Source organism: Aeromonas sp. s2 (assembly GCF_040907935.1).
Lineage (GTDB): Bacteria > Pseudomonadota > Gammaproteobacteria > Enterobacterales > Aeromonadaceae > Aeromonas > Aeromonas dhakensis.
Genome location: NZ_JBFOCR010000012.1, coordinates 113,251 through 131,158, shown reverse-complemented (window position 1 = coordinate 131,158; position 17,908 = coordinate 113,251). Strand labels below are relative to the sequence as shown.

At 55.2% G+C, this 17,908-nt stretch carries 32 protein-coding genes; 2 read left to right on the top strand and 30 right to left on the bottom strand.

The window, feature by feature from the left end; genetic code table 11:
• Positions 1–151 precede the first annotated feature (151 nt).
• The 28 genes from rplQ to rpsJ form a co-directional block, all read right to left on the bottom strand.
• Entirely contained in the window at positions 152–535 is a 384-nt protein-coding gene (rplQ, locus tag AB5Y81_RS10365) for a 50S ribosomal protein L17 (protein ID WP_005307999.1), read from the bottom strand.
• A gap of 43 nt (positions 536–578) precedes the next feature.
• Complete coding sequence (gene rpoA, locus AB5Y81_RS10360; RefSeq protein ID WP_005307997.1) at positions 579–1,568, bottom strand: DNA-directed RNA polymerase subunit alpha; 990 nt, start codon at positions 1,566–1,568, stop codon at positions 579–581.
• A gap of 25 nt (positions 1,569–1,593) precedes the next feature.
• On the bottom strand, positions 1,594–2,214 hold the full coding sequence (gene rpsD / locus AB5Y81_RS10355) for a 30S ribosomal protein S4 (RefSeq protein ID WP_005307996.1): 621 nt from the start codon (positions 2,212–2,214) through the stop codon (positions 1,594–1,596).
• A 39-nt stretch (positions 2,215–2,253) separates the two neighbouring features.
• Complete coding sequence (rpsK, locus tag AB5Y81_RS10350; protein ID WP_005307993.1) at positions 2,254–2,643, bottom strand: 30S ribosomal protein S11; 390 nt, start codon at positions 2,641–2,643, stop codon at positions 2,254–2,256.
• Positions 2,644–2,657: 14 nt separating this feature from the next.
• Positions 2,658–3,014, bottom strand: a complete 357-nt coding sequence (gene rpsM, locus AB5Y81_RS10345) for a 30S ribosomal protein S13 (protein WP_005307991.1) — start codon at positions 3,012–3,014, stop codon at positions 2,658–2,660.
• 139 nt (positions 3,015–3,153) lie between these two features.
• Complete coding sequence (gene rpmJ, locus AB5Y81_RS10340) at positions 3,154–3,267, bottom strand: 50S ribosomal protein L36 (protein ID WP_005319705.1); 114 nt, start codon at positions 3,265–3,267, stop codon at positions 3,154–3,156.
• A gap of 27 nt (positions 3,268–3,294) precedes the next feature.
• Positions 3,295–4,623, bottom strand: a complete 1,329-nt coding sequence (gene secY / locus AB5Y81_RS10335; protein WP_005307989.1) for a preprotein translocase subunit SecY — start codon at positions 4,621–4,623, stop codon at positions 3,295–3,297.
• 8 nt (positions 4,624–4,631) lie between these two features.
• Positions 4,632–5,069 carry a 50S ribosomal protein L15 gene (rplO, locus tag AB5Y81_RS10330; protein WP_005307987.1) on the bottom strand — a complete coding sequence of 146 codons (438 nt, stop codon included), beginning with the start codon at positions 5,067–5,069 and terminating at the stop codon, positions 4,632–4,634.
• 2 nt (positions 5,070–5,071) lie between these two features.
• Positions 5,072–5,251 (bottom strand): 50S ribosomal protein L30, encoded by a 180-nt coding sequence (gene rpmD, locus AB5Y81_RS10325; protein ID WP_005307985.1) that lies wholly within the window; start codon positions 5,249–5,251, stop codon positions 5,072–5,074.
• Positions 5,252–5,257: 6 nt separating this feature from the next.
• Positions 5,258–5,758 carry a 30S ribosomal protein S5 gene (rpsE, locus tag AB5Y81_RS10320; protein WP_005307983.1) on the bottom strand — a complete coding sequence of 167 codons (501 nt, stop codon included), beginning with the start codon at positions 5,756–5,758 and terminating at the stop codon, positions 5,258–5,260.
• A gap of 14 nt (positions 5,759–5,772) precedes the next feature.
• Positions 5,773–6,126 carry a 50S ribosomal protein L18 gene (gene rplR / locus AB5Y81_RS10315; RefSeq protein WP_011704317.1) on the bottom strand — a complete coding sequence of 118 codons (354 nt, stop codon included), beginning with the start codon at positions 6,124–6,126 and terminating at the stop codon, positions 5,773–5,775.
• Between the two features lie 9 nt (positions 6,127–6,135).
• The gene (rplF, locus tag AB5Y81_RS10310) at positions 6,136–6,669 is read right to left on the bottom strand and encodes a 50S ribosomal protein L6 (protein WP_005307981.1); all 534 of its coding nucleotides are present in this window, start codon (positions 6,667–6,669) and stop codon (positions 6,136–6,138) included.
• 13 nt (positions 6,670–6,682) lie between these two features.
• A complete protein-coding gene (rpsH, locus tag AB5Y81_RS10305; protein WP_005307980.1) occupies positions 6,683–7,075 on the bottom strand; it encodes a 30S ribosomal protein S8 in 393 nt (130 codons plus the stop codon).
• Between the two features lie 20 nt (positions 7,076–7,095).
• A complete protein-coding gene (rpsN, locus tag AB5Y81_RS10300; RefSeq protein ID WP_005307979.1) occupies positions 7,096–7,401 on the bottom strand; it encodes a 30S ribosomal protein S14 in 306 nt (101 codons plus the stop codon).
• A gap of 10 nt (positions 7,402–7,411) precedes the next feature.
• Positions 7,412–7,951 (bottom strand): 50S ribosomal protein L5, encoded by a 540-nt coding sequence (gene rplE / locus AB5Y81_RS10295; RefSeq protein ID WP_005307978.1) that lies wholly within the window; start codon positions 7,949–7,951, stop codon positions 7,412–7,414.
• 13 nt (positions 7,952–7,964) lie between these two features.
• Positions 7,965–8,282: a 50S ribosomal protein L24 gene (rplX, locus tag AB5Y81_RS10290; RefSeq protein WP_005307977.1), complete on the bottom strand. Its 318-nt coding sequence runs from the start codon at positions 8,280–8,282 to the stop codon at positions 7,965–7,967.
• 11 nt (positions 8,283–8,293) lie between these two features.
• Complete coding sequence (gene rplN, locus AB5Y81_RS10285; protein ID WP_005307975.1) at positions 8,294–8,662, bottom strand: 50S ribosomal protein L14; 369 nt, start codon at positions 8,660–8,662, stop codon at positions 8,294–8,296.
• A gap of 147 nt (positions 8,663–8,809) precedes the next feature.
• Positions 8,810–9,058, bottom strand: a complete 249-nt coding sequence (gene rpsQ / locus AB5Y81_RS10280; protein WP_005307966.1) for a 30S ribosomal protein S17 — start codon at positions 9,056–9,058, stop codon at positions 8,810–8,812.
• Positions 9,058–9,249: a 50S ribosomal protein L29 gene (gene rpmC, locus AB5Y81_RS10275; RefSeq protein ID WP_005307965.1), complete on the bottom strand. Its 192-nt coding sequence runs from the start codon at positions 9,247–9,249 to the stop codon at positions 9,058–9,060. Before rpmC ends, rpsQ begins: the two co-directional genes overlap by 1 nt.
• Positions 9,249–9,662, bottom strand: a complete 414-nt coding sequence (gene rplP / locus AB5Y81_RS10270; RefSeq protein ID WP_005307963.1) for a 50S ribosomal protein L16 — start codon at positions 9,660–9,662, stop codon at positions 9,249–9,251. Before rplP ends, rpmC begins: the two co-directional genes overlap by 1 nt.
• Positions 9,663–9,675: 13 nt before the next feature.
• Complete coding sequence (gene rpsC, locus AB5Y81_RS10265; protein ID WP_005307962.1) at positions 9,676–10,389, bottom strand: 30S ribosomal protein S3; 714 nt, start codon at positions 10,387–10,389, stop codon at positions 9,676–9,678.
• Positions 10,390–10,392: 3 nt separating this feature from the next.
• Entirely contained in the window at positions 10,393–10,737 is a 345-nt protein-coding gene (rplV, locus tag AB5Y81_RS10260) for a 50S ribosomal protein L22 (protein WP_005319741.1), read from the bottom strand.
• A gap of 10 nt (positions 10,738–10,747) precedes the next feature.
• Positions 10,748–11,026: a 30S ribosomal protein S19 gene (gene rpsS / locus AB5Y81_RS10255; protein WP_005307960.1), complete on the bottom strand. Its 279-nt coding sequence runs from the start codon at positions 11,024–11,026 to the stop codon at positions 10,748–10,750.
• 22 nt (positions 11,027–11,048) lie between these two features.
• Entirely contained in the window at positions 11,049–11,870 is an 822-nt protein-coding gene (gene rplB / locus AB5Y81_RS10250) for a 50S ribosomal protein L2 (RefSeq protein WP_005307957.1), read from the bottom strand.
• A 15-nt stretch (positions 11,871–11,885) separates the two neighbouring features.
• Positions 11,886–12,185 (bottom strand): 50S ribosomal protein L23, encoded by a 300-nt coding sequence (rplW, locus tag AB5Y81_RS10245; protein ID WP_342690021.1) that lies wholly within the window; start codon positions 12,183–12,185, stop codon positions 11,886–11,888.
• Positions 12,185–12,790: a 50S ribosomal protein L4 gene (gene rplD / locus AB5Y81_RS10240; protein WP_005307949.1), complete on the bottom strand. Its 606-nt coding sequence runs from the start codon at positions 12,788–12,790 to the stop codon at positions 12,185–12,187. The genes rplW and rplD overlap by 1 nt, the downstream gene beginning before the upstream one ends.
• A gap of 17 nt (positions 12,791–12,807) precedes the next feature.
• Positions 12,808–13,440 (bottom strand): 50S ribosomal protein L3, encoded by a 633-nt coding sequence (gene rplC, locus AB5Y81_RS10235; protein ID WP_005307947.1) that lies wholly within the window; start codon positions 13,438–13,440, stop codon positions 12,808–12,810.
• Positions 13,441–13,462: 22 nt separating this feature from the next.
• Complete coding sequence (rpsJ, locus tag AB5Y81_RS10230; RefSeq protein WP_005307944.1) at positions 13,463–13,774, bottom strand: 30S ribosomal protein S10; 312 nt, start codon at positions 13,772–13,774, stop codon at positions 13,463–13,465.
• A gap of 356 nt (positions 13,775–14,130) precedes the next feature.
• Here rpsJ and AB5Y81_RS10225 point away from each other — a divergent pair, with 356 nt between their 5' ends.
• The gene (locus AB5Y81_RS10225) at positions 14,131–15,045 is read left to right on the top strand and encodes a DMT family transporter (protein WP_279485005.1); all 915 of its coding nucleotides are present in this window, start codon (positions 14,131–14,133) and stop codon (positions 15,043–15,045) included.
• A gap of 37 nt (positions 15,046–15,082) precedes the next feature.
• Here the strand turns inward: AB5Y81_RS10225 and envZ are convergent, their stop codons facing one another.
• Both envZ and ompR read right to left on the bottom strand, forming a co-directional pair.
• Positions 15,083–16,393, bottom strand: a complete 1,311-nt coding sequence (envZ, locus tag AB5Y81_RS10220) for a two-component system sensor histidine kinase EnvZ (protein ID WP_279485007.1) — start codon at positions 16,391–16,393, stop codon at positions 15,083–15,085.
• Entirely contained in the window at positions 16,390–17,109 is a 720-nt protein-coding gene (ompR, locus tag AB5Y81_RS10215) for a two-component system response regulator OmpR (RefSeq protein ID WP_005307934.1), read from the bottom strand. The genes envZ and ompR overlap by 4 nt, the downstream gene beginning before the upstream one ends.
• Positions 17,110–17,334: 225 nt before the next feature.
• On the opposite strand from ompR, the gene greB reads away from it, so the two are divergent.
• Positions 17,335–17,808: a transcription elongation factor GreB gene (greB, locus tag AB5Y81_RS10210; protein ID WP_011704309.1), complete on the top strand. Its 474-nt coding sequence runs from the start codon at positions 17,335–17,337 to the stop codon at positions 17,806–17,808.
• The last annotated feature ends 100 nt before the right edge of the window (positions 17,809–17,908 follow it).

Here is a 17,908-nt window from a genome sequence, read left to right as displayed (position 1 = left end):
GTTGAGGCAGTTGAGGCAGTTGAGGCAGTTGAGGCAGTTGAGGCAGTTGAGGCAGTTGAGGCAGTTGAGGCAGTTGAGGCAGTTGAGGCAGTTGAGGCAGTATCAGAATCAACTAAAAGAAAAGCCGGGACAAGCCCGGCTTTTTCTTTTATCACTCAGCAGCTGCTTCAGCAGCGGCCGGGCGGTCTACCAGCTCAATGTAAGCCATAGGGGCGTTGTCGCCAGCACGGAAACCGCATTTCAGAATGCGAGTATAACCGCCGGCGCGCTCCAGGTAGCGCGGGCCCAGTTCATTGAACAGCTTAGCCACGATCGCGTTATCGCGAGTACGGGCAAATGCCAGGCGACGATTAGCAACGCTATCAGTCTTGGCAAGGGTGATCAGCGGTTCAACTACACGACGCAGCTCTTTTGCCTTAGGCAGAGTCGTCTTGATGATCTCATGACGAACCAGGGAGCTGGCCATGTTGCGGAACATAGCCTGACGATGGCTGCTGTTCCGGTTCAGTTGACGACCACTCAAACGATGGCGCATGACCTTATCCTTCTAACTAAATCTGTGAAACCCGTAATCTGGATTACTCGTCAGCGATGCTGGCGGGCGGCCAGTTCTCAAGGCGCATGCCAAGAGACAGACCACGGGAGGCCAACACGTCCTTGATCTCAGTCAGGGACTTCTTACCGAGGTTAGGAGTCTTAAGCAACTCAACTTCGGTACGCTGTACCAGATCACCAATATAGTGGATAGCTTCTGCCTTCAGACAGTTCGCAGAACGAACTGTCAGCTCCAAATCATCGACAGGACGCAGCAGAATCGGATCAAACTCGGGTTTCTCTTCTTTCTTCTCGGGCACGCTGACATCGCGCAGATCCACGAAGGCTTCCAGTTGCTCGGCCAGAATAGTGGCAGAACGACGGATGGCTTCTTCAGGATCCAGGGTACCATTGGTCTCCATGTCGATGACCAGCTTGTCCAAGTCGGTACGCTGTTCAACCCGTGCTGCCTCAACATTGTAGGCAATACGAACGATGGGGCTGAACGCGGAGTCCAGCAGCAGGCGACCGATAGGACGCTCTTCATCATCGTTGTGAACACGAGCAGAAGCAGGCACATAACCACGACCGCGCTGAACTTTCAGGCGCATGCTGATTTCAGCATTGGCACCAGTCAGGTGACAGATTACGTGCTCCGGGTTTACGATCTCGACTTCATCACCGTGAGTGATATCACCAGCGGTAACGGGGCCTGTTCCAGACTTGGTCAGGGACAGAGTTACCTCGTCCTTGCCTTCCAGCTTCACAGCGATACCTTTCAGGTTGAGCAGGATTTCAAGAATGTCTTCCTGTACACCTTCTTTGCTGCTGTACTCATGCAGTACACCGTCAATTTCGACTTCAGTAACTGCACAACCGGGCATAGAAGACAGCAAAATACGACGCAGGGCGTTGCCCAGCGTGTGACCAAAGCCACGCTCGAGTGGCTCAAGAGTCACTTTCGCATGAGTCGGGCTAACTTGCTCGATGTCAACTAGCCGCGGTTTAAGAAAATCTGTTACAGAACCCAGCATTGTGTCCTCTCTTTAGAAGCTAGCTTTACTTGGAGTAAAGCTCGACGATCAGCTGTTCGTTAATGTCGGCAGACAGGTCGGAACGCTCTGGCAGACGCTTGAAAGCACCTTCCATTTTAGCGGCATCAACCTCTACCCAAGTCGGCTTCTCGCGCTGACCAGCAACCTCAAGGGCAGCTTTGATACGCGCTTGCTTCTTAGCCTTCTCACGAACGCAGATCACGTCCTCAGGGGAAACCTGGAAAGAAGGAATGTTCACAACGCGACCGTTTACCATGATGGCCTTGTGGCTCACCAGCTGACGAGATTCAGCGCGGGTAGCACCGAAGCCCATGCGGTAGACGACGTTGTCCAGACGACCTTCCAGCAGCTGCAACAGGTTTTCACCGGTGTTACCCTTTTGACGGGCAGCGTCGCGGTAGTAGTTGCGGAACTGTTTTTCCAATACGCCGTAGATACGACGAACTTTTTGTTTCTCGCGCAGCTGAACACCGTAGTCAGACAGACGCGCTTTACGCGCACCGTGTTGACCAGGAACGGTGTCAATCTTGCACTTAGAATCAATCGCACGAACACCAGACTTCAGGAAGAGGTCGGTGCCCTCACGACGGCTAAGCTTAAGCTTAGGACCGATATATCTTGCCATCTTCTTTCTCCAACAATCCTAGACCAAGTAGCTACAGCGTTACACGCGGCGCTTCTTGGGAGGACGACAACCGTTGTGCGGGATCGGAGTCACATCAGTAATGTTAGTGATGCGGAAACCAGCCGCGTTCAGAGCGCGGATGGAAGACTCACGACCGGGACCCGGACCTTTAACCATGACTTCCAGGTTCTTCACGCCATATTCTTTGGCCATCTCACCAGCGCGCTCGGCAGCTACCTGAGCAGCGAACGGGGTGGACTTACGAGAACCACGGAAACCGGAACCACCAGAAGTAGCCCAAGACAGAGCGTTGCCCTGACGGTCAGTAATGGTCACGATTGTGTTGTTGAAAGATGCATGAACGTGCGCAATACCGTCGCTCACTTGCTTTTTAACGCGCTTGCGAGCACGAGTCGGAGTTTTAGCCATTTTCTACCTTCCCGTTACTTCTTGATAGCCTTGCGCGGACCCTTACGGGTACGAGCGTTGGTCTTGGTACGTTGACCACGAACAGGCAGGCTACGACGGTGACGCAAACCACGGTAGCAACCCAGATCCATCAATCGCTTGATGTTCATGGAAATCTGACGACGCAGGTCACCTTCAACGGTGAATTTACCTACTTGTTCACGCAGACTCTCGATCTGAGCTTCGTCCAGGTCTTTAATTTTCACATTCTCAGCGATACCGGCTGCGGCACAGATGGCCTTGGAGCGGGTACGACCGACGCCATAAATAGCAGTCAAAGCGATGACTGCATGCTTATGGTCAGGAATGTTAATGCCAGCGATACGGGCCACTATTCACTCCTACATATAGTAGATTACGACCACCACAAAGCCCGTGAGCGGATACGTGGCGGTCAACCAATACACAACAAAAGTTGGCTGGCTATATTAGCCAGCACAACTATTTGTTGCAAGTACTAACCGTAAAAAATTAGCCTTGGCGCTGTTTATGCTTTGGCTCGCTGCAAATCACACGCACCACACCGTGACGCTTGATGATTTTGCAGTTACGGCAGATTGCCTTAACGGAAGCACGAACTTTCATTGCTTAACTCCGTAACTACGCCGACCTTTAGCGGCCGTAGCCCTTCAGGTTGGCCTTCCTCAGGACGTCGCCATATTGATGAGACATCATATGGGTCTGAACCTGAGCCATGAAGTCCATGATAACTACCACGATAATCAGCAGCGAGGTGCCACCGAAATAGAACTGAACGTTCCAGGCAGTCATCAGGAACTGGGGTACCAGACAGATAAAGGTTATATAGAGCGCACCTGCCAATGTCAGGCGGGTCATAACCTTATCGATATAACGTGCTGTCTGCTCGCCCGGGCGGATCCCCGGGATAAAGGCTCCACTCTTCTTCAGGTTATCTGCTGTCTCGCGGGGGTTGAACACCAGCGCGGTATAGAAGAAGCAGAAGAAGATGATGGCTGCTGCATAGAGCATCTCATACAAGGGCTGACCCGGCTGCAGGACCATAGAGACCTGTTGCAGGATATCGGCGACCTTGCCCTCGCCCTGACCAAACCAAGAGGTAATGGTCCCCGGGAAGAGGATGATGCTGGATGCGAAAATCGCAGGAATCACACCGGCCATATTTACTTTCAACGGCAGGTGTGTGCTTTGCGCTGCGAATACCTGGCGGCCTTGTTGACGCTTGGCATAGTTAACGACGATACGACGCTGACCACGCTCCACGAACACCACAAAGTAAGTCACTGCGAAAACAATCAAGCCCAGCAACAACAACAGCAGGATGTGCAATTCCCCTTGACGTGCCTGTTCGGCCGTAGCGCCAATGGCATGAGGCAGACCAGCAACGATACCTGTGAAGATAATCAACGAGATACCATTACCAATCCCACGCTCGGTAATCTGCTCACCCAACCACATCAAGAACATGGTACCGGTGACCAGACTCACAACGGCTGTGAAATAGAAGCCCAAACCCGGATGAGTCACGAGTCCCTGCATCATATTCGGCAGACCGGTTGCAATACCAATGGCCTGGAAAGTTCCCAAAACCAGCGTGCCCCAACGGGTATATTGGCTAATCTTGCGACGGCCGGATTCACCTTCTTTCTTGAGTTCAGCAAGAGCGGGGTGAACCACAGTCAGCAGCTGGATAATGATCGAGGCCGAAATGTACGGCATGATCCCCAGCGCAAGAATAGAAGCACGCGAGAGTGCACCACCACTGAACATGTTGAACATCTCAATGATGGTGCCCTTCTGTTGTTGGAACAACTCGGCCAGTACGGCGGCGTCAATACCAGGAATCGGCACATAAGAGCCTGCACGGAAAACGATAATCGCCCCGAGAACGAAGAGCAGACGGCTCTTCAGTTCACTCAGACCACCCTGTGCTTTAACATCCAATCCTGGTTTCTTAGCCATTGTACTGATTATTCCTCGATTTTACCGCCAGCGGCCTCGATGGCTGCACGTGCACCCTTGGTGACGGACAGACCACGAACGGTCACAGCACGGTCAATGTTGCCAGACAGAACAACTTTAGCGAACACGATGTTTTTGGTAATAACACCGGCTTGCTTCAGAGTGCTCACATCGACCACATCACCTTCTACCAGGGCGATTTCGTTCAGGCGTACTTCGGCAGAAACCAAAGATTTGCGAGAGAAGAAACCGAACTTCGGCAGACGGATTTTCAAAGGCATCTGGCCGCCTTCGAAACCGTTGCGGACTTTGCCGCCACCGGAACGAGAGGTTTGACCTTTAACACCACGACCACCGGTCTTGCCCAGACCAGAACCGATACCACGGCCCGGACGGTGCTTAACGCGCTTGGAACCAGCGGCCGGAGACAGAGTATTCAGACGCATGCTTAGCCCTCCACCTTAACCATGTAATAAACCTGGTTGATCATGCCGCGTACGCAGGGAGTATCTTCCAGCTCAACGGTGTGACCAATGCGACGCAGACCCAGACCACGCAGAGTCGCCTTGTGCTTTGGCAGACGGCCGATAGAGCTGCGAGTTTGAGTTACTTTTACAGTGTTAGCCATGTCGCATTACCCCAGAATTTCTTCAACGCGCAGACCACGCTTGGCAGCGATCTGTTCCGGGGATTGACCCTGAACCAGAGCGTCTACAGTGGCGCGAACAACGTTGATTGGGTTGGTGGAACCGTAGGTCTTAGCCAGCACGTTGTGGATACCAGCAACTTCCAGAACGGCACGCATAGCGCCGCCTGCGATGATACCAGTACCTTGAGAGGCCGGCTTCATGAACACGGTGGAACCGGAGTGAACACCTTTCACCGGGTGGTGCAGGGTGCCGTTGTTCAGCTCAACCTTGTTCAGGTTACGCTTAGCCTGTTCCATCGCTTTTTGAATAGCGGCCGGAACTTCACGGGCTTTACCGTAACCGTAACCTACACGGCCGTTACCATCACCCACCACGGTCAGCGCGGTGAAGGACATGATACGACCACCTTTAACAGTTTTCGAAACACGGTTTACTGCAATCAGCTTTTCTTGCAGTTCGCCGGCTTGAGATTCGACTTTAGCCATCTTCGACTCCTAGCTTAGAACTGAAGACCAGCGTCACGTGCAGCAGCTGCCAGAGCAGCGATGCGACCGTGATACTTGAAACCGGAACGATCGAAAGATACGTTCTGAACGCCTTTGGCAATAGCACGCTCAGCGATTGCTTTACCTACCGCGGTCGCTGCATCAGCGTTACCGGTGTATTTAATAGCTTCACTGATGGCCTTCTCTACTGTGGAAGCAGAGGCCAGAACTTCGGAACCGTTGGCTGCAATAACCTGCGCATAGATGTGACGCGGGGTACGGTGAACAACCAGACGGGTAGCTCCCAGTTCCTGCATCTTTTTCCGAGCACGAGTAGCACGACGGAGACGAGCTGCTTTCTTGTCCATAGTGTTACCTTACTTCTTCTTAGCTTCTTTAGTACGCACTTGCTCGTTGGCATAGCGTACACCCTTGCCCTTGTAGGGCTCCGGAGCGCGGTAAGCACGGATATCGGCGGCGACTTGGCCAACCAGCTGCTTGTCGACACCACGCAGAACGATTTCTGTGGCAGTCGGGCACTCAGCGGTCACACCAGCCGGCAGCGCATGCTCTACCGGGTGAGAGAAGCCCAGAGCCAGCGCAACAGCATTGCCCTTGATGGAGGCTTTATAACCTACACCAACCAGCTGCAGCTTGCGCTCGAAGCCTTGGGTAACACCGATTACCATGTTGTTGACCAATGCACGGGCAGTACCGGCCTGAGCGTCAGCACCAGCGATGCCGTCGCGCGGGGCGAACTTCAGTACATTGTCTTCTTTGGTCACTTCTACACCGGCGTGAATAGAGCGAACCAGGGAACCTTTACCACCTTTGATGGACAGTTCCTGGCCGTTCAGAGTCACCTCTACGCCAGCAGGAATAGTGACGGGTGCCTTAGCAACACGAGACATTTCCTACCTCCTATTAAGCGACGTAGCAGATGATCTCACCGCCCATGCTTGCTTTACGGGCAGCACGGTCAGTCATCACACCTTTAGACGTGGACACGATAGCAACACCGAGACCGCCCATAACTTTCGGCAGATCAGTAGTGCGCTTGTAAATACGCAGGCCGGGACGGCTCACGCGTTGGATCAGTTCTACAACCGGCTTGCCCTGGAAATATTTCAGTTCAATTTCCAGTTCCGGTTTCACGTCACCAGCTACGGAGTAGCCAGCGATGTAACCTTCTTCTTTCAGCACTTTGGCAATAGCCACTTTCAGCTTGGAAGAAGGCATGGAAACCGCAACTTTGCTCGCCGCCTGACCGTTACGGATGCGGGTCAGCATATCCGCGATCGGATCTTGCATGCTCATAGTCTAACTCCCGAGATTCTTTACCAAGAGGCCTTTTTCAGGCCCGGAATTTCGCCCTTCATGGCATGCTCACGCACCTTGATGCGGGACAGACCAAACTTACGCAGGAAACCGTGCGGACGACCAGTAATGTTGCAACGGTTACGCTGACGGGACGGACTGGAATCACGGGGCAGCTGTTGCAGTTGCAGAACAGCATCCCAACGCGCTTCTTCAGAAGCGTTCATATCAACGATGATAGCTTTGAGCTCGGCACGCTTGGTCGCGTACTTGGCTACCAGCTTCGCACGCTTTACTTCACGTGCTTTCATGGATGTTTTAGCCATAACCCTAACCTTACTTGCGGAATGGGAAGTTAAAGGCAGCCAGCAGAGCACGGCCTTCTTCATCGGTATTCGCGGAAGTGGTGATGGTGATATCCAGACCACGAACGCGATCGACCTTGTCATAGTCGATTTCCGGGAAGATGATTTGCTCACGCACGCCCATGGAGTAGTTACCACGACCGTCGAACGCTTTAGCGTTCAGGCCACGGAAGTCACGGATACGCGGTACGGAGATGCAAATCAGCCGTTCCAGGAACTCCCACATACGCTCGCCACGCAGGGTTACTTTACAACCTATCGGGTAGCCTTCACGAATCTTGAAGCCCGCAACAGATTTGCGAGCTTTGGTGATCAGCGGCTTCTGACCGGAAATGGCAGCCATATCGGCAGCAGCATTTTCCAGCAATTTCTTGTCAGAGATCGCTTCACCAACACCCATGTTCAGGGTGATTTTCTCGATCCGAGGGACTTGCATGATAGTCTTGTAACCGAACTGCTTGGTCAGTTCATTTACTACATCTGATTTGTAGTAATCATGCAGTTTCGCCATCGTTAAACTCCAATTACTTCACAAGTTCGCCGGTGGATTTGAAGAAGCGAACTTTTTTGCCGTCTTCAATCCGGAAACCAACGCGGTCAGCTTTGCCAGTGGCAGAGTTGAACAGCGCTACGTTAGATACATCGATGGGGGCTTCTTTGGTGACGATACCGCCAGCCTGACCCAGTGCGGGTACCGGCTTCTGGTGTTTCTTCACCTGGTTGATGCCTTCCACGATTACCTTACCTTTAGCAATCAGAACTTGAGTGACTTTGCCACGCTTGCCCTTGTCTTTGCCGGTAAGAACAATCACTTCGTCTTCGCGACGGATTTTAGCTGCCATCGTTCGACTCCTTACAGTACTTCGGGTGCCAGGGACACAATCTTCATGAACTTCTCATTACGCAGTTCACGGGTCACCGGGCCAAAAATACGAGTACCGATCGGCTGCTGGTTGTTGTTAAGCAACACAGCCGCATTGTTGTCGAAACGGATGACAGAGCCGTCCGGACGACGAACGCCTTTACGGGTGCGTACGACCACCGCGTTATACACATCACCTTTCTTCACTTTACCGCGAGGAATAGCTTCCTTGATGGAAACTTTGATGATGTCGCCGATGCCGGCGTAACGGCGGTGCGAACCACCCAGAACCTTAATACACATTACACTGCGAGCGCCGGAGTTGTCGGCAACACCCAGCATACTTTGCATCTGGATCATCTTAGTGCTCCGCTTTGTTTACTTCTTATCCCTCTCGGGATCTGGCTGCCTTCAAAAGGCGCGAAACTATAACACAGGATTTTTAGAAAAGGTAGCCTAAAAAACAAACGGCCCCGTCAAGGGGCCGTTTAGACTACAAAGTACCGATTAGGCCTTTTCTACAACGGCAACCAGAGTCCAGGACTTGGTCTTGGACAGCGGGCGGCATTCGCGGATTTCCACGAGGTCGCCAGCTTTGCATTCGTTGTTTTCGTCATGCACGTGCAGCTTGGTAGTGCGCTTGATGATCTTACCGTAGATCGGGTGCTTTACCTTGCGCTCGATGGCGACAGTGATGGACTTGTCCATCTTGTCGCTGATTACACGACCCTGCAGAGTACGGATTTTATCAGTCATTACGCACCTGCCTTCTCAGTCAGTACAGTCTTGATACGTGCGACGTCACGACGCACTTGTTTCAGAGTGTGAGTCTGAGCCAGCTGGCCGGTGGAAGCTTGCATGCGCATGTTGAATTGCTCGCGCAGCAGGCCCAGCAGCTCCTGGTTCAGTTCTTCGACGCTCTTTTGACGCAGATCTTGGGCTTTCATCACATCACCGTCTTAATTACGAAAGTGGTCTGAACAGACAGCTTGGCTGCGGCCAGGGCGAACGCTTCACGCGCCAGAGCCTCAGGTACACCGTCCATCTCGTACAGAACCTTGCCAGGCTGGATCGGGCAAACCCAGTATTCCACGTTACCCTTACCTTTACCCATACGAACTTCGAGGGGCTTTTCGGTAATCGGCTTGTCCGGGAACACACGGATCCAGATCTTACCCTGACGCTTAACGTGACGGGTCATGGCACGACGGGCTGCTTCGATTTGACGAGCAGTCAGCTGGCCACGGGATGTCGCCTTCAGGCCAAAGGTACCGAAGGATACTTCGTTACCAGAGTTGGCCAGACCGCGGTTACGACCCTTGTGGGTCTTGCGGAATTTAGTACGCTTTGGTTGCAACATTTACCGAATCTCCTTACTTGGCAGCGCGGCGCTTGTTGTCACGCTTGGGCTTCGCAGGAGCTTGCTCTTGAGCAGCGGCAGCGTTGACAGCAGCCAGACCGCCCAGAACTTCGCCCTTGAAGATCCAAACTTTAACGCCGATCACACCGTAAGTGGTGTGGGCTTCAGAAGTTGCGTAGTCGATGTCGGCACGCAGGGTGTGCAGAGGCACACGACCTTCACGGTACCATTCGGTACGCGCGATTTCAGCGCCGCCCAGACGACCGGAAACTTCCACCTTGATGCCCTTGGCACCCAGGCGCATGGCGTTTTGTACGGCGCGCTTCATAGCACGACGGAACATTACGCGACGCTCCAGCTGGGAAGTGATGCTGTCGGCAACCAGTTTGCCATCCAGCTCCGGCTTGCGGACTTCGGAAATGTTGATCTGAGCAGGCACGCCAGCAATAGTGGCTACAGCTTTGCGCAGTTTTTCAACGTCTTCGCCTTTCTTACCGATCACAACACCCGGACGAGCGGTGTGAATGGTCACACGGATGCTCTTGGCCGGACGCTCGATGGTGATCTTGGACAAGGACGCGTTTTTCAGTTCCTTGGTCAGGAACTGGCGTACTTGAAAATCGCTGTACAGGTTGTCAGCGAAGTCTTTGGTGTTCGCGAACCAGGTAGAATTCCAAGGCTTGGTAATACCCAGGCGAATGCCATTAGGATGTACTTTCTGACCCATTGCTTATCTCCCAGCCTTAGCGTCGGATACCACTACGGTGATGTGAGCGGTACGCTTGAGGATACGATCCGCGCGACCTTTGGCACGAGGACGGATGCGCTTCATGGAGGGACCTTCGTCGACCATGATAGTAGCAACACGCAGGGCGTCGATGTCGGCGCCTTCGTTGTGCTCAGCGTTTGCAATGGCAGATTCCAGCACTTTCTTCACCAGAACTGCAGCCTTTTTCGGGCTGAAGGTCAGGATGTTCAGAGCCTTGTCTACGGACAGACCACGTACTTGATCGGCTACCAGACGAGCTTTCTGGGCAGAAGTACGGGCATAACGGTGTTTAGCGATAGCTTCCATCATTTATCCCTTAGCGCTTCTTAGCCTTCTTATCAGCAGCATGGCCGCGATAAGTACGAGTAGGTGCGAATTCACCCAGTTTGTGACCGATCATTTCTTCGGTAACGAAAACCGGAACGTGCTGACGACCATTATGGACAGCGATGGTCAAACCGATCATGTTCGGGATGATCATTGAACGACGGGACCAGGTCTTAACCGGCTTTTTATCCCCGCTTTCCACCGCTTTCTCTACCTTCTTCAGCAAGTGCAGGTCGATAAATGGACCCTTCTTGAGAGAACGTGGCATGGTGATTCCTCTATGTTAACAATTACTTGTTACGACGACGTACGATGTACTTGTCGGTACGCTTGTTCTTACGGGTCTTGAAGCCTTTAGCCTTCTGGCCCCATGGGGACACAGGCTGCATGCCCTTGTTACGACCCTCACCACCACCGTGCGGGTGGTCTACCGGGTTCATCGCCATACCGCGAACGGTCGGACGAATACCACGCCAGCGGTTTGCACCGGCTTTACCCAGTTGACGCAGCATGTGCTCGGAGTTACCAACTTCACCGATGGTGGCGCGGCACTCGGCCAGAACTTTACGTACTTCGCCGGAACGCAGACGCAGAGTTACATAGTTACCTTCACGAGCCAGGATCTGGATGAAAGTACCAGCGGAACGAGCCAGCTGGGCACCTTTACCAGGCTTCATCTCAACAGCGTGAACGGTAGAACCGACCGGGATGTTGCGCATCGGCAGGGTGTTACCTACCTTGATTGCGGCATCAGCACCAGAAGCGATTGCATCACCAGCTTTCAGGCCTTTCGGAGCCAGGATGTAACGACGCTCACCGTCTGCATACAGCACCAGGGCGATGTTTGCGGTACGGTTCGGATCGTATTCCAGGCGCTCTACTTTAGCCGGGATACCGTCTTTGTCGCGCTTGAAGTCGACGATACGGTAGTGTTGCTTGTGACCACCGCCGATGTGACGGGTGGTGATGCGGCCGTTGTTGTTACGACCACCGGACTTGTCTTTCTTGTCCAGCAGAGCTGCAAAGGGCTTGCCCTTGTACAGGTCTTGGTTGACGATCTTGACGACGTGGCGGCGGCCCGGAGAAGTAGGCTTGCACTTAACGATTGCCATTTTTCAGAACTCCTCTTACTCGGCTGCGCCCATGAAGTCGATGTCCTGACCAGCTTTCAGGGTCACATAAGCCTTTTTCCAATCGGAACGACGGCCTACGCGTGCACCTGCGCGCTTGGTCTTACCCTTCATGTTCAGGGTACGGACGGTCTCAACTTCGACCTCGAACAGTTTCGCAACTGCAGCTTTGACTTCCGCCTTGGTGGCATCAACAGCAACTTTGAACACGATAGTGTTCTGCTTTTCTGCGACCATGGTGCTCTTTTCAGAGATGTGCGGAGCCTTCAGAACTTTCAGCAGACGCTCTTCACGGATCATGCCAGCATCTCCTCGATTTGCTTAACTGCGTCAGCAGTCATCAGAACCTTGTCGAAAGCGATCAGGCTGACCGGGTCGATACCGGCAACGTCACGCACGTCAACTTTGTACAGGTTACGAGCAGCCAGGAACAGGTTCTCATCGACTTCAGCAGTCACGATCAGAACGTCAGACAGTTCCATTTCTTTCAGCTTGGCGATCAGTTCTTTGGTTTTCGGAGCTTCGATGCCGAACTTCTCAACAACGATCAGGCGCTCTTGACGTACCAGCTCGGACAGGATGCTACGGATAGCGCCGCGGTACATCTTCTTGTTTACTTTCTGGCTGTGATCTTGCGGCTTAGCAGCAAAAGTCACACCACCGGAACGCCAAATAGGCGAACGGATGGAGCCAGCACGGGCACGACCAGTACCCTTCTGACGCCACGGCTTTTTGCCGCCACCAGACACTTCAGAGCGAGTCAGCTGCGCACGAGTACCCTGACGGGCACCAGCGGCATAAGCAACGACAACCTGGTGAACCAGAGCTTCGTTGAATTCGCGCCCGAAGGTAGTCTCGGAAACTTCAAGAGCGCTCTTGGCGTCTTTCATTACCAATTCCATTACTATCTCCTCAGACGTTACGCTTTGACGGCAGGTTTAACGATCACGTTGCCGTTGGTTGCACCCGGTACTGCGCCTTTGATGAGCAGCAGGTTGCGTTCAGCGTCAACACGAACCAGTTCCAGGTTCTGAGTCGTTACACGCTCAGCACCCATGTGACCAGCCATCTTTTTGCCCTTGAATACACGGCCCGGGGTCTGGTTTTGACCGATGGAGCCAGGTACACGGTGGGACAGAGAGTTACCGTGGGTCATATCCTGAGTGCGGAAGTTCCAGCGCTTAACAGTACCGGCAAAACCTTTACCCTTGGATGTGCCGGTAACGTCTACCAGCTTAACGTCAGCGAGAAGATCTACTTTCAGCTCGCTACCAACAGTGAAAGTTTCACCGTTGTTCAGGCGGAATTCCCACAGACCGCGACCGGCTTCTACACCAGCTTTGGCGAAGTGGCCAGCTTCCGGCTTGGTTACGCGGCTAGCTTTCTTGGAGCCAGTGGTAACCTGAATAGCGTTGTAGCCGTCGGTTTCTACAGATTTGACCTGAGTTACACGGTTAGCTTCAACTTCGATAACAGTCACGGGGATAGAAACGCCATCTTCAGTGAAGATGCGAGTCATACCCACTTTGCGACCTACAAGACCGATTGTCATTGTTATCAACCTCTTTCCGTAATTAACCCAGGCTGATCTGGACGTCTACACCAGCTGCCAGATCCAGACGCATCAGAGCGTCTACGGTCTTGTCAGTCGGCTCAACGATGTCTACCAGACGCTTGTGAGTGCGGATCTCGTACTGATCACGCGCGTCTTTGTTGACGTGCGGGGAGATCAGAACGGTGAAACGCTCTTTGCGAGTCGGCAGCGGGATAGGACCGCGAACCTGCGCGCCAGTGCGCTTAGCAGTTTCAACGATTTCCGCAGTGGATTGATCGATCAGGCGATGATCAAAAGCCTTCAGGCGGATACGGATTCTTTGGTTCTGCATTGACAGAGCTCCAATAGATAAAAGAACATAAATCAACACCGCCCGACCGAGATTACTCCCGCCAGAGGTGTGATTTTTCACGTTTCTCCCCATATCGGGGAGACTGTATGGCTGGCCTTCGCAAGCGAAAAACTCAGCAAGCAGACATATCGTCTGGCTTACCTCATGGGTAAGCGGAGGGGATTATACGGATTTTTTCAATTTGCGCAAGGGAGGGCGAACAGAATGTGCACAATTTTATGTGACGGATGGATCTCTGCCGCCATCACATGATCCCCCGCCCGGCGCGGGTAACGACAATGTTGCAAACAGGCTGGTAGACTGTGCCACAGCCTTGATCACCGGAACGATTTCTCATGCTCAAAGATCAGAAAAAAGCCTATCAATATGGCCTCTGCGCCGTCGCCCTCTGGTCGACGGTGGCCAGCGCCTTCAAGATCTCTCTCACCTACTTCGAGCCGGTGCAGCTGTTGCTGGTCGCGGCCTGCACCTCGACCCTGACGCTGGGGGGGATCGTGGCCTGTCAGGGCAAGCTGCCGCTGCTGCTCAGCTACATCAAGGGCCGCCCCCTCTACTATCTGGCGCTGGGGGTGCTCAACCCCTTCCTCTATTACCTGCTGCTGTTCAAGGCGTATGATCTGCTGCCCGCCCAACAGGCGCAGACCCTCAACTACACCTGGGCCATCACCCTCAGTCTGCTGGCCGTCCCCTTCCTCGGCCAGAAGCTGCGCCGCCGCGACGGGGTGGCCATCGTGCTGGGCTACTTCGGTGCTCTGGTGATCGCGACCAGGGGGGATGTGTTCGGTCTGCAGTTCGACAGCCCCCTCGGCGTGACGCTAGCGCTGGTGTCGACCCTCATCTGGGCCGGCTACTGGATCCTCAACACCCGCAATCAGGGAGATCCCATCGTCAGCCTGCTGCTCGGCTTCATCATCAGCCTGCCCTTCATCGTCGCGGCGACCTGGCTGCTCTCCGATTTTGCCATGAACGCCTGGCAGGGGTGGGCCGGCGCCATCTATGTCGGGCTGTTCGAGATGGGCTTCGGCTTCGTGCTCTGGCTGATGGCGCTACGCCACGCCACCAACACGGCCCCCATCAGCAATCTAATCTTCATCTCGCCGTTTGCCTCGCTGGTGCTGCTCAACCTGTTGATCGGCGAGACCATCCACCCGGCCACCCCCATCGGGTTGGCGCTGATCGTGGCGGCCCTGCTGATCCAGCAGCTGAAATACGGCAAGCGTTACCGCAAGGCAACCGAGCCGCAGGCCTGACAATGCAGAAGGGCGCATCCACGGATGCGCCCTTCGTTCAATCAATCCACTCCAGCGGCTGGTTCTTGGGCAGCCGGATCTCCACCAGCAAGCCCCCCTGCTCGGCACGCCCCAGCCTGATGGTGCCGTGATGCTGGGAGACGATCTTGGCGACGATGGCCAGCCCCAGCCCACTGCCGCTGCCGGTACGCGCCTCGTTGCCCTGGGTGAAGGGCTTGAGTACCCGGTAGTAATCCTGTTCCGGAATGCCGGGGCCGTCATCCGACAAGCGCAGCCGGACCCAGTGACCGTCATCCTTGAGCTCGGCCTGCAGCCGGCTCGCCCCGTAGCGCAACGAATTGCCCGACAGGTTGTTGAGGATGCGCCGGATACTGATGGGGTTGCAGGCGACCCGCACCGCCTCGGCTGGCAGCTCGAGCTCCACCTCCAGCCCCTGGTCGGTCTGCACCAGCAGCACATCGTGGATCAGCTGGGTCAGGTCCACCAGCTGGGTATCCAGCCCCTCGTCCGGGCGAATGTAGTCGATGAACTGGTCGATGATGCCGTTCGATTCGTCGATGTCCGCGTTGATGCTCTCCTTGAGATACTCATCCCCTGAGGACATCATCTCGGTCGCCAGCCGGATACGGGTCAGCGGCGTACGCAGATCGTGGGAAACGCCCGCCATCATCATGTTTCGCTCTTCGATAAGGTTCTTGATGGAGCTCGACATGTGGTTGAAGGTGCGGGTCAGCCGGCGCACCTCCCGCGAGCCCTGCTCCCCCAGCGCATCGGGGAAGTTGCCGCGGGCAACCGCCACGGCCCCCGCCTCCAGCTCCTCCAGCGGCCGCACCAGCTGGCGGGCAAAGCGCCAGGCCGCGAACAGGGTCACCACCAGCAGCACGCTCATGTAGAGGATCAGCGGCTCGATGTCGTCATCCTCGATCTCGGTCAGCGGGATGCGCACCCACACCTTGTTGGCCTGGGGCGGCTGGATCCAGATGATGTAGTGGTCCTGGATCTCGACCCGCACCTTGGTCTTTCCCCCCAGCTCGCGACTGATGCTCTCTTCCAGATAGGTGTAGGGCTTGGACTCCTTGAGCCCGTGCTGCTCCGCCTCGGTCTGGGTATAGATGTCGCTGCCGGTCGCCACGTAGACCAGCGCCTCGGCATCTTCACTGAGCGCCAGCTGGTTGCTCTCGACCGGGAAGATGAGCTTGACCTGATTGGCCAGCAGGTGGCTGATCTGCTTGACGGTCGGCGCCAGCAGATAGTTGTAGAAGGTGGCATAGGAGACAAACTGATAGACCACCAGCACGGCGGCCAAAAACCAGAGCATGCGGGAGAACATGCTGCTCACTTTCTTCATTCGCCGTCACCGTCCGGCACGAACACATAGCCCAGACCCCAGACGGTCTGCAGATAACGGGGCTGCGCCGGGTCCTGCTCCAGCAGGCGGCGCAGGCGGGAAACCTGCACATCGATGCTGCGCTCGGTGGCGGTATATTCGCGACCGCGGGCCAGGTTCATCAGCTTGTCGCGGGAGAGAGGCTCGCGCGGATGGCTCACCAGCACCTTGAGCACGGCGAACTCCCCACTGGTCAGAGCCACCGGATCGCCATCGCGACTCAACTCACGGGTCGCCAGGTTGAGCTGGTAGCTGCCAAAGCTCACCACCTTCTCGGCGGTAGAGGGGGCACCCGGCAACTCGACGGTGTGGCGGCGCAACACGGCGCGGATCCGGGCCAGCAGCTCACGAGGGTTGAACGGCTTGGGCAGGTAATCATCGGCTCCCATCTCGAGGCCGACGATGCGGTCCACCTCATCCCCCTTGGCGGTCAACATCAGCACCGGGATCTGGTTGCCAGCCTCGCGCAGGCGGCGACAGATGGAGAGGCCGTCTTCCCCCGGCAGCATCAGGTCGAGCACCATCAGGCTGAAGTTCTCTCGGGTCAGCAGGCGGTCGGCCTGTTCGCCATTGGCGACGCCCCGAACCACGAACCCCTGTTCGGTCAGGTAGCGCTCCAGCAGGGAACGTAATTTCAAATCATCGTCGACGACCAGAACCTTGTATTGCTGACTCATTGCTTGCCTCTCCTCTCGATATGCTGCCAATACTAGAGCCCGGACTCGTAACGGCAAAGCATAAATATGTTACCGGTTATTGCCCGTGCTGCCGGCATGACGCCACTTTTCCCCTGCCCCCAACGTCATCTGGCCCGCCAGTTTTTGCTCGACAGCAAGGCGACAGCGGATAAGATCTGTCGAGCCATAAGAGGCTCATCCGCCCCATCGACACAGGGACCCTCCATGAAGACCAAGTTGATCACCCGTGAAGGCTACAACAAGCTCAAGCAGGAGCTCGATTTCCTCTGGCGCGAGGAGCGCCCCGAGACCACCCGCAAAGTGGCCTGGGCGGCCAGTCTCGGCGATCGCAGCGAGAATGCGGATTACCAGTACAACAAGAAGCGGCTGCGGGAGATCGATCGGCGGGTCCGTTACCTGCGCAAGTGCCTCGAGGAGCTGGGGATCGTCGACTACTCCCCCGCCCAGGAGGGCAAGGTCTTCTTCGGCGCCTGGGTCGAGGTGGAAAACGAGGAGGGAGAGACCAAGCGTTTTCGCATCGTCGGCTATGACGAGATCTTCGAGCGCAAGGATTACATCTCCATCGACTCCCCCATGGCCCGCGCCCTGCTCAAGAAAGAGGTGGGTGACGAGGCCATAGTGCGTACGCCAGTCGGTGACGCCTGCTGGTACATCAATGAGATCAGCTATCCCAAATAAGCCGCTGTCACGCCACAGCCCCCTGCCCTGCCAACCGGCTACCACAGCCAGCATGGGTTTGCTCCGCCTCTCATCCAGGGCGGACACAGCCCTCTCTACC